The sequence below is a fragment of the Hyphomonas sp. UBA3195 genome, assembly GCF_002366485.1.
GTDB lineage: Bacteria > Pseudomonadota > Alphaproteobacteria > Caulobacterales > Hyphomonadaceae > Hyphomonas.
This window is the reverse complement of record NZ_DEXB01000004.1, coordinates 1-7,526: the sequence shown is the minus strand read 5'-3', so window position 1 is coordinate 7,526 and position 7,526 is coordinate 1. Positions and strand designations below refer to the sequence as shown.

Genomic DNA, 7,526 nt, shown 5'->3' with positions numbered 1-7,526 from the left:
ACGCAGGAAGTCGGCAAGCTGAAAGCCGTGCACAATATGCCGCCTGCGGACAAGGACCGCGAGGCCAGACAGATCGACCGCCTGCGCCAGTTGGCACAGGAAAGCGGGCTCGATCCTGCCTTCGCCGAGAAACTACTGAATTTCATCGTGGCGGAAGTCATCCGCCATCATGAGCACATTCGCGGTCTTGAGACCGACGACTGAATTACCACCCCGAGACGCCAGACTTACAGGAGATACACATATGGCCCTCAAGATTCGACTCGCCCGTGGCGGGTCCAAGAAACGCCCTTTCTATTCCGTGGTCATCGCGGATGCCCGCGCACCGCGCGACGGTCGTTTCGTCGAGAAAATCGGTTCCTACGATCCGCGCCTTCCGAAAGATTCGGAATTCCGCGTCCAGATCGACGCCGAGAAAGCGTCCGAATGGCTCCGCAAGGGTGCCCAGCCGACCGAACGCGTTGCACGCTTCCTGTCCAAGATCGAACTGGACGGCAAGCCGCTCGTAGAATGGGCGCATGGCAACAACCCGAACAAGGGTGAGCCAGGCAAGAAAGCTCAGGAACGCGCTGAAGAGAAAGCCGAAAAGGCAAAAGCGGCGGCTGAAGCTGCTGCGGCTCCGGCTGAAGAAGAAGCTCCGGCCGCTGAAGAAGCGCCCGCTGAGGAAGCTGCTTCGGAATAGGACTGGCTTGCCAGTCTCGGGATATGGCCGGTGCCCTGCGGGGTGCCGGCCTTTTTCGTGGACGCAAGGCCTGAGGCTGAATGCCGGGCAACAGGGAACCAAATCACCGTTCAGGTCGCTTTCTCTAGAAAGAACACGACACGAGAGGAGATCCGAGATGTCCAAGGCTAAACTTTTCAGAACTCTGCCCTTTGCTGCACTCGGAATTGCGGCGCTCGCCCTTCCTGCCAGCGCAGACCGGGGTCGCTATCATGATACGTCATATCGTGGCGGTGGGAATGGCGTGGTGCTTCACGCTGATTCCGGCTTTTCCGGCGAAGGCCTTCGCATTCAGGGCGCCGAGCCGGACCTTGCCCGCCTGCGCTTCAATGACCGAGCCTCGTCGATTACCATTCGCGCTGGCGCATGGGAACTGTGTACGGACGCCCATTTCAGGGGGCGGTGCGAAATCGTCGATGCGAGCACAGGTCGCCTGAACGCATATCGCCTCAATGACAATGTTTCCTCCCTTCGTCCTGTCGCCTATCGCGACCGGCCGGGGAAAGGCCGTCGCGGAGGAGGGTATGGTGACCTTGTTCTGTTCCAGGATTCTGCCCAGCGCGGGCAGGCCATCGAAATCAGCCACGATGTGCCGGATCTCGGCCAGTATCGTTTCAATGACCGCGCAAGCTCCTTCCTCGTGACGGGCGGCAGTTGGCTGGTCTGCGAGCATGCGAACTATCGGGGGCGGTGCGAAGTGTTGCAGGGCGGCGCGGGTGATTTGAAGCCAATCCGCATGAACGACAATATTTCCTCCATCCGCGCCTATGACGGCTGGCGCTGATACGGCGCTTGCCCGCTTGCGCTCTGCCAATCGGCCGTTAGAGAAGCGGCATGAGCGCGAAATCAAATACTGAGAGACAGATCGTCGTGGGCGTTATCAAGGGTGCGCACGGCGTACGCGGTGATGTGCGAGTGAAAAGCTTCACCGCCGACCCGGATGATGTGTTCACCTATGGTGCGCTGACTGATGAAGCCGGGAAGCCCGTGCTGACGCCGCAATCGGCCCGGCCCGGCAAGGACCATTTCATTGTGCGTCCCAAGGAACAGAAGCAAAAAGAAGAATGGGACGCGATGCGTGGCACGCTATTGCATGTCCCGCGCGCGAAACTTCCGGAAACAGATGACGACGAGTTCTACATCGAGGACCTTGTCGGTCTTCAGGTGTTCGCGGGCGGGAATGAGCCTGCGGGCACCGTGAAAGCTGTGCAGAATTTCGGCGCAGATGATTTGCTCGAAATCCGTTTGGCGGACCGGGGCGATACGGTTCTCGTGCCCTTCACGCTGGCCGACGTGCCGACCGTGGACCTTGCCACATCCCGCATCATCATTCCGGATCTCGCCGAATGGACGGCGCCCGGGGACGAGGCTGAATCCACTGATTGACCCATGTTGCCGCTTGTTCAGACGCCACCTGTCATAAAGGGTAGTTTAAGAACGAGGTAACTGCCCATGTTTGCCAGATTAATCCGCTTCGGCGCTGCTCTTGCCCTTCCGCTAACTGTAGTGGGCGCTGCAGCCGCGCAGTATGAAGGCAATGAACAACCGGCGGGCCTGATGTTGTTCAGCGGCGAGGATTTTCGCGGGGAAGTGCGGGAAGTCTTCGATTCCGTCTATTCTCTGAACGACTATTATTTCAATGATCGCGCGCAATCCGTTGCGGTCCTGTCCGGCGCCTGGGAGCTGTGCGAGCATAGCGACTTCACCGGCCGCTGTGTCTTCATCCGTGGCGATGTCCAGGACCTCGACTGGTACGGCCTTGATCGCGAACTAACGTCGGTGCGCCCGATTTACGAGTATACCGAAGCCGAGCACGGCTTGATGTTCACCCGCGATCAGTCGGGCTATATCCGCTATGCTGACAATGCCCGTTACGGGTACGACAATTACTCACACGGCTATGGCACCAGCACGAGTGTCAGCGTCTACCATTATGGCTATTCGCCGAGCTATCGATCCCACGGTTACTACAGTCCGCGTCTCGGCCACGGCCCCTATGGCTTCGGCTGGACGCGTCATGGCGCGAATCCGCACTATGGGCGTCATTACCGCAAGCAACAGCGCCCGCTGAGAGGGCATTATGGCGCGCGCAATGGCGCGGTGACGCTCTACACGGATTCCTATGAACGCGGTGCCTCGCTTGGCCTCAACAAGGGCGTTTCCGACCTCAGTCGCTATCGCTTCAATGACAATATATCGTCGCTGCAAATCCGTTCTGGCAAATGGGAAGTTTGCGAGCATGCGAACTATAAAGGGCGCTGTCAGATCGTCGATGCCTCGACGGACCGGCTGAATGGTATTCGTCTGAATGACAACATCTCGTCCATTCGGCCGGTGGGTGACAGCCCGCGCGGCGGCCGGGGAGATGGTCAACGCGGAGATCGCGGTGGCCGAAATGATGGGGGTCACGCAGACCGCGGTCGCCGGGATGATGGCCGGAATGGCAATCGTGGCGGCGGACGAAATGGAAATGTGCAGACAGTAGCGCCGACAGCGGCAAACCCGCTTGCGGGCGGGCCGAAGGCGCGGGACGTGACTCAGCAACGTCGCCCACACGCTCTGCCAGGTCGCCCGCAACGTGCCAATATTGGCTCTGAAGACCGTCCGCGTCCTAATGTGCGGACCATTCAGCCCAACCGTTCGACCACCCAGAGACCGCAGACGCGCCAGGTGCAACCGGCGGCAACGCAGCGCAACCGCGCGCAAACCGAGCGCCGGCCCACAGCCACGCCGCGGCCCAGGCAAAAAGTGGACATGAATACTTCGCGGCCCAAGGCGCTGAGGAACACTCAAACGCAACGCCGTGAGGTGCAGCAGCGCCCTCAAACTCAGACGCGCCAGCAAAAGACGATCCGTCCCCAACAGCAGACCAGACAACAGGTGAGGCAACCGGCGCGCCCGCAAGTCCGTCCTGCCCCGCAGACGCGCAAACAGGCACAGCCGCAACGGCAAGCCCGGCCACAGGCTCAGCGCCAACCGGCTCGGGTAAAGCCGCAGCAACGGTCCACGCCGCGTCCGCAACCGCAACGGTCAAATAATATGCCGAAAGCCCTGCGCAATCGGGGTGGAGAAGTTCACAAGGACTAGGGGTGTTGCGGCTCAGTTCGCGCGCGGGTCGTGCCATTCGCGCGCGATGCCGTATCCGCCCCGGCGGATCAGCCAGAACATGCCGATCAGGTCAAAGATGCCTGCGCCAAGCCTGCCGAGGAATCCGTATTTGGATTCTCCCGCCAGTCGCTTGCGATCATTCACGCGCTCTTCGCGCACATCCCAGCCTGCGCGCTTGATCAGGGCGGGCAGGAAGCGGTGCATCGAGGCAAAGAAGGGCAGATCGCGAAAAGCTTCGGTCCGGATCAGTTTCCATCCGCATCCGGTATCCGTCGCATCATCCTGAAGCACGAAGCGGCGTACCCCATTGGCGACGCGGGACTGTACCCATTTGAATCCGGAATCATTCCGGCTGTTGCGCTTGCCTGCAATGATGCCGAGGCTGGGGGATGCGCCCGGCACAATGATCTCTTTCCAGAGACGGGCCGTATCCGCCGGATCGTTCTGCCCGTCCCCGTCAAGCAATTGTACCCACTGGCCGCGCACAGATTTGAGCCCGGTGAACAGTGCGGCGGACTTCCCCTTGCGCGCGACATGATTGAACACGACCACGGTATCGGGATGCTTCGCCATCGCTTCGGCAAGTTCCTGCTCTGTCGCGTCGGACGAGCAATCATTCACGCACACAATCTCGAAACTGATCCCCGCCAGCTGCTCATGGATCTCGTCGATCACGGGGTGCACATTACCCTCTTCATTGAAGAACGGGATCAGGACGGAGAGGGCGGGGCTTTGGGGCATAGGTCTGGAGTAGAGGCTGGCGCCTTGGCGGTCCAGTCTCATTTGCCCGCTGAAGCTGCACGCTGGCGCAGGGCGGTTTCGGCCTGGACATCGCCGGCCATGGCGCGGTCCTTCAGTTCGGCGGCGGACATGGCCTTGTAGGCCTCCGGCACTTTCCGGTTCGATGCGGTACGGGGTTTCTGTCCAAGGAAGGCTGCCACCGATGCGATGATGCCCATGTCACAAAACTCCCGGTTGGAACGTCATGAAACGAGTATGCCAATTGCCAGCCGGTTACGATAGGTGCAACAGGCGACCAAGCAGGAGAGCGCGGCATGGATATTTATCACGTCTGGTTTGACCTGAAGCCCGGAACGGACGAGCGTGCCTTCGCCAAGGCGCTACCGGCGTTTCTGGATCATATGAAGTCAGACGGCCGGATCGAATCCTGGCGCATGATGCGCTGCAAGCTGGGCCTGCGGCCGGACGATGTGCGCGAGTTCCACATCATGATCGAGACGCGCGACCTCGCCCAGCTCGACACCGCTTTTCGCGCCGCCGCCGCGCGGTCCGGTGAAACCGATACGCTGCACTTCAGCGCGAATGCCATGGTGACCAACATCAAGTTCGGCCTGTTCCGCGACTGGCCGGATTGGGATGGGGCCGCCTAGGGCGCTTCCATCTTGTCGAGCCACCATTGATTGTACTGCCAGATGGCCTTCTCAAGTGGAGAGAGGCGGCCTTGCCGTGTCATCGGCGCGTTGAGGCCCTGCCAGACAAGATCATTCGCGCCGATATCCTCGTGATGGATCGCCGAGACCATCAGGGCCATGCCTTCCGCAATCTCGTCAAAGCCTTCCATCTCGCTGTAAGCGGCTGGAACGCAAATATGGATCTTCAGGTGCAACTTGCCGGCGCCTTGCGGAAAGACCTGGTACCAGGTGACGACACTGCCCTGAATGCCCAGCAGGAAGTGCGGAAAGATGGCGGTCGCGAACAGGTCGCGCGCCTGCCAGTCTTCAAGACCTTCAAGCGGGGGCAGGCCAGGCGGCAGTTCCTCATGGGCCGCTGGCATGTGCAGGATGGACCACGGGCCGTCATTGTCCGGCGCGCGGGAGTCGCGGGCATGATAGGCGGGCTCGAACGTCTCGGAATGCGTGGCGATGTGATGGTAAGCTTCCATGAAATTCTCCACAAGCACTTTCCAGTTCCACTCGCTGTCGAATTCGAGCGTGTGAACGACCTTCATGTCGGCGAGGCGGAAGTTCTCGAAATACTTGCGAAACGTCTCGACCGGCGGGGTGAAGGGCGCTGCGTCGGGGTCGAAATTGGCGAGGACAAAGCCCTCCCAGATTTCCGTGCGGAGCTGGGGCAGCCGGCAATTGGATTCAGCAAACTCCTCTGCGCCATTCATCAGGGGCGCCCGGACAAGCTGGCCCGACGTGTCATAGCTCCAAGCGTGGTAGGGGCATGTGAATAGCTTGCGATTGCCGTTTCCGTCTGCCAGCAGGGCGGCGCGGTGCAGGCATGTGCGCGACATGACACGGACTTCGCCATCATGTCCGTGAACCACCATGACCGGTTGGCCGAACAGGTCGAGCGAAACGAAATCGCCCGGCGTGGCTATCTGGTCGATGCGTGCCAGCGGAAGCCAGCTCTTGCGCAGGATCTGGTCGGTTTCGCGCGCGTACACATCCTCGTCGAGATAGGCGGCTGGGGGCAGGGTATAGGCTTGTTCCAGAGGCTTGCGGACACGGCCAATTTCTTCGGGTGTGAGACCCGCCAATGTTTTTGTCATTTTATTCCTCCCAGAAAAAAATGACACACGCGTCAACTTTTGTCGACCGCTGTCGTTTGGCGTTCTTCTCTTGGGGGGGGGCAGGAAGACGGCTAGCCATTTGGGTAACGGCCTGGCGAGACGTGACGGAGCGCACGCGGTAGGCTAAAGGCTCGGCGCATGTTCAAGGCAAGTTTCATCACCCTATTTCCCGAAGCGTTTCCCGGCCCGCTCGGCGTCTCCATCCTGGAGCGCGCGCGTCGCGAAGGCATCTGGGACTATGAAACCGTCCAGCTGCGCGATTTCGGCCTCGGAAAGCATCAGAATGTCGACGCCCCGCCGGCGGGGGGCGGCGCAGGTATGGTGTTGCGACCGGATGTGACGGCTGCGGCGCTGGACAGTATCGACACAGACGGCAAGCCGCTGATCTATCTGTCGCCGCGCGGAGAGCCGTTTTCACAGAAACTGGCGCGGGACCTGGCAGGCGGCCCGGGCATGGTGATGATGTGTGGCCGGTTCGAGGGACTGGACGAGCGAGTGATCCGCGCGCGCGGCCTGCGCGAGGTTTCCATCGGGGATTTTGTGCTGGCAGGAGGCGAGGTCGCAGCCATGGCGATGACCGAGGCGGTTGTGCGTTTGTTGCCCGGAGTTGCGGGGAACCAGGCCTCCCTTGAAGAGGAATCTTTCGAGACCGGATTGCTGGAACACGACCAGTATACGCTGCCCCGGGAGTGGGAAGGCCGCCCGACTCCGGAGGTTCTGCTGTCGGGGGATCATAAACGCATACAAGAATGGCGGTTTAACAGCGCAAAGTCGTTGACAATTGACCGCCGCCCCGATTTATACGCCGCTTACTCAGATACCAACGAATTACAACCGCCGGAGACAGGCGATGAACATGATTGAACAGCTCGAAGCGGAAGAGTTTTCCCGCGTTGTCGGCGACAAGAACATCCCGGATTTTTCACCGGGTGACACGCTAGCCGTGAACGTCCGCATCACGGAAGGCGACCGTGAGCGCGTCCAGCGCTTTGAAGGCGTCTGTATTGCCCGCGCAGGCGGTGGCATCAATGAGAGCTTCACGGTTCGCAAGATTTCCTTTGGTGAAGGCGTCGAGCGCGTTTTCCCGCTGGCTTCCCCGATGATCGAGAGCATCGAAGTGAAGCGCAAGGGCCGCGTGCGCCGTGCGAAACTCTACTA

At 60.6% G+C, this 7,526-nt stretch carries 11 protein-coding genes; 8 read left to right on the top strand and 3 right to left on the bottom strand.

The genetic code is table 11. The features are described 5' to 3' along the window. The 5 genes from B2344_RS01985 to B2344_RS01965 form a co-directional block, all read left to right on the top strand. A partial coding sequence (locus tag B2344_RS01985; RefSeq protein ID WP_290484567.1) for a chorismate mutase occupies nt 1-204 on the top strand: 204 nt, incomplete at its 5' end. Nucleotides 205-244: 40 nt separating this feature from the next. Continuing rightward, complete coding sequence (gene rpsP / locus B2344_RS01980) at nt 245-682, top strand: 30S ribosomal protein S16 (protein ID WP_206991797.1); 438 nt, start codon at nt 245-247, stop codon at nt 680-682. A 157-nt stretch (nt 683-839) separates the two neighbouring features. Next, nucleotides 840-1,505, top strand: coding sequence for a beta/gamma crystallin-related protein (locus tag B2344_RS01975; protein ID WP_290483759.1), 666 nt, complete (start codon nt 840-842; stop codon nt 1,503-1,505). Between the two features lie 50 nt (nt 1,506-1,555). Then, entirely contained in the window at nt 1,556-2,107 is a 552-nt protein-coding gene (gene rimM / locus B2344_RS01970) for a ribosome maturation factor RimM (protein WP_206991799.1), read from the top strand. Between the two features lie 66 nt (nt 2,108-2,173). Next, the gene (locus tag B2344_RS01965) at nt 2,174-3,808 is read left to right on the top strand and encodes a beta/gamma crystallin-related protein (protein WP_206991800.1); all 1,635 of its coding nucleotides are present in this window, start codon (nt 2,174-2,176) and stop codon (nt 3,806-3,808) included. Nucleotides 3,809-3,820: 12 nt separating this feature from the next. Here the strand turns inward: B2344_RS01965 and B2344_RS01960 are convergent, their stop codons facing one another. Both B2344_RS01960 and B2344_RS01955 read right to left on the bottom strand, forming a co-directional pair. Then, nucleotides 3,821-4,570 (bottom strand): glycosyltransferase family 2 protein, encoded by a 750-nt coding sequence (locus B2344_RS01960; RefSeq protein ID WP_290480326.1) that lies wholly within the window; start codon nt 4,568-4,570, stop codon nt 3,821-3,823. Between the two features lie 38 nt (nt 4,571-4,608). Beyond that, entirely contained in the window at nt 4,609-4,788 is a 180-nt protein-coding gene (locus B2344_RS01955; protein WP_290480327.1) for a hypothetical protein, read from the bottom strand. 96 nt (nt 4,789-4,884) lie between these two features. Here B2344_RS01955 and B2344_RS01950 point away from each other — a divergent pair, with 96 nt between their 5' ends. Further along, the gene (locus B2344_RS01950) at nt 4,885-5,220 is read left to right on the top strand and encodes a DUF6614 family protein (RefSeq protein WP_206991802.1); all 336 of its coding nucleotides are present in this window, start codon (nt 4,885-4,887) and stop codon (nt 5,218-5,220) included. Here B2344_RS01950 and B2344_RS01945 read toward each other — a convergent pair. Beyond that, nucleotides 5,217-6,347 (bottom strand): aromatic ring-hydroxylating oxygenase subunit alpha, encoded by a 1,131-nt coding sequence (locus B2344_RS01945; protein WP_290484566.1) that lies wholly within the window; start codon nt 6,345-6,347, stop codon nt 5,217-5,219. The genes B2344_RS01950 and B2344_RS01945 overlap by 4 nt on opposite strands. A gap of 159 nt (nt 6,348-6,506) precedes the next feature. Between B2344_RS01945 and trmD the strand changes: the two genes are divergently transcribed. Both trmD and rplS read left to right on the top strand, forming a co-directional pair. Continuing rightward, nucleotides 6,507-7,232, top strand: a complete 726-nt coding sequence (trmD, locus tag B2344_RS01940; RefSeq protein WP_206991804.1) for a tRNA (guanosine(37)-N1)-methyltransferase TrmD — start codon at nt 6,507-6,509, stop codon at nt 7,230-7,232. After that, the coding region (rplS, locus tag B2344_RS01935) for a 50S ribosomal protein L19 (protein WP_349679770.1) at nt 7,219-7,526 on the top strand (308 nt) is incomplete at its 3' end. The genes trmD and rplS, both read left to right, overlap by 14 nt.

Excerpts from the sequence above, each read along its gene's own strand:
- trmD (WP_206991804.1), top strand. The coding sequence starts at position 6,507 with ATGTTCAAGGCAAGTTTCATCACCCTATTTCCCGAAGCGTTTCCCGGC.
- B2344_RS01975 (WP_290483759.1), top strand. The coding sequence starts at position 840 with ATGTCCAAGGCTAAACTTTTCAGAACTCTGCCCTTTGCTGCACTCGGA.
- B2344_RS01950 (WP_206991802.1), top strand. The coding sequence starts at position 4,885 with ATGGATATTTATCACGTCTGGTTTGACCTGAAGCCCGGAACGGACGAG.
- B2344_RS01955 (WP_290480327.1), bottom strand. The coding sequence starts at position 4,788 with ATGGGCATCATCGCATCGGTGGCAGCCTTCCTTGGACAGAAACCCCGT.
- B2344_RS01965 (WP_206991800.1), top strand. The coding sequence starts at position 2,174 with ATGTTTGCCAGATTAATCCGCTTCGGCGCTGCTCTTGCCCTTCCGCTA.
- B2344_RS01945 (WP_290484566.1), bottom strand. The coding sequence starts at position 6,347 with ATGACAAAAACATTGGCGGGTCTCACACCCGAAGAAATTGGCCGTGTC.
- rpsP (WP_206991797.1), top strand. The coding sequence starts at position 245 with ATGGCCCTCAAGATTCGACTCGCCCGTGGCGGGTCCAAGAAACGCCCT.
- rimM (WP_206991799.1), top strand. The coding sequence starts at position 1,556 with ATGAGCGCGAAATCAAATACTGAGAGACAGATCGTCGTGGGCGTTATC.
- B2344_RS01960 (WP_290480326.1), bottom strand. The coding sequence starts at position 4,570 with ATGCCCCAAAGCCCCGCCCTCTCCGTCCTGATCCCGTTCTTCAATGAA.